Annotated in this window: 1 protein-coding gene; it reads right to left on the bottom strand. The window is 59.0% G+C overall.

All coding sequences use genetic code 11. The features are described from left to right. Nucleotides 1–34: 34 nt before the first annotated feature. Nucleotides 35–1161, bottom strand: a protein-coding gene (locus tag IEV87_RS22715) for an IS3 family transposase (protein ID WP_188479901.1) whose coding sequence is annotated in 2 segments (ribosomal slippage) — nt 35–897 and nt 897–1161 — 1128 coding nt in all. Because the reading frame shifts where the segments join, the coding sequence is not laid out codon by codon here. Between the last annotated feature and the right edge of the window lie 56 nt (nt 1162–1217).

The raw sequence follows: 1217 nt of genomic DNA, 5'->3' as shown, positions 1-1217 counted from the left end.
TGATCAGCCCCACCTGAGTGGTCCAGTTGTAGTGTTAGTGCATGACCGGCTTTCGGTCCATCGGGACGATGGTTTCGGGAACCGGAGGGCGATAGCCCAGAGCACTGTGGGGTCGTTTGGTGTTGTAGTGTTTCCTCCATTGCTCGATCAGAACCTGCGCCTCGCGCAGGCTGTAGAAGATTTCTCCGTTGAGCATTTCATCGCGGAACCGAGCATTGAAGCTCTCGCAGTATCCGTTCTCCCATGGTGAGCCTGGCTCGATGTAGGCCGTCCTGGCGCCGACCGCGGCAATCCAATCCCTGACAGTCTGGGCCACGAACTCCGGGCCATTATCGGACCGGATATAGGTCGGCACGCCCCGTAGGATGAACAAGTCGCTCAAAGCGTCGATTACGCTGTTGGCGTTGAGCTTGCGCTCAACCCTGATTGCCAGGCATTCACGACTGTGTTCATCGAGGATGTTCAGCGTCCGGAACACCTTGCCGTCGTCAGTCCGGCAGTGGACGAAGTCATAGCTCCAGACATGGTTCCGATACTCCGGCCGAAGCCGGACGCATGATCCGTCATTCAGCCAAAGCCTGCCCTTCCTGGGCTGCTTGGCTGGCACTTTCAGCCCCTCTCGCCGCCATAGCCGTTCGACACGCTTGTCGTTGACCTGCCAACCCGCATCCCTGAGCAAAGCCGCGATCCGGCGATAGCCATAGCGGCCATACTGGCGAGCCAGTTCGATCATGTCCGTGACCAGACGACCTTCATCATCACGACCCCTCGGCAGCTTGCGTTGCGTCGAGCGATGCTGGTGCAGAACCTGGCAGGCGCGCCGCTCCGAAATGCTAAGCTTGTCCCGCACATGATCGATGCACGCACGGCGACGAGCGGGGCTCAGTAGTTTCCCCGGGTCGCCTCCGTCAAGATCAGCTTGTCCAGCGTCAGGTCCGAAACGGCCTTTCGGAGCCGTTCGTTCTCCTTCTGAAGCCGCTTGAGCTCTTTCAGCTGGTCGGTTCCCATTCCGCCATACCGCTTGCGCCATCGGTAGTAGGTCTGCTCGGTAATGCGAACCTCGCGTATCGCATCGATCCGCGCCATCCCCTGGCCGACCAGCACCTCAATCTGCCTTAGCTTTGTGACAATCTCTTCCGGCTTGTGCCGCTTCGTAGCCATTCTGATCCTCCGTTTTCCTAAACATAACGTCGGACCACTTCAGTGGGGGAGGATCA

Origin of the sequence: Primorskyibacter flagellatus (genome assembly GCF_014638275.1) — a bacterium.
In the GTDB taxonomy this organism is placed as follows: domain Bacteria; phylum Pseudomonadota; class Alphaproteobacteria; order Rhodobacterales; family Rhodobacteraceae; genus Pseudooceanicola; species Pseudooceanicola flagellatus_A.
The sequence above is the reverse complement of the archived record's forward strand: the minus strand, read 5'-3'. Positions and strand labels throughout refer to the sequence as shown.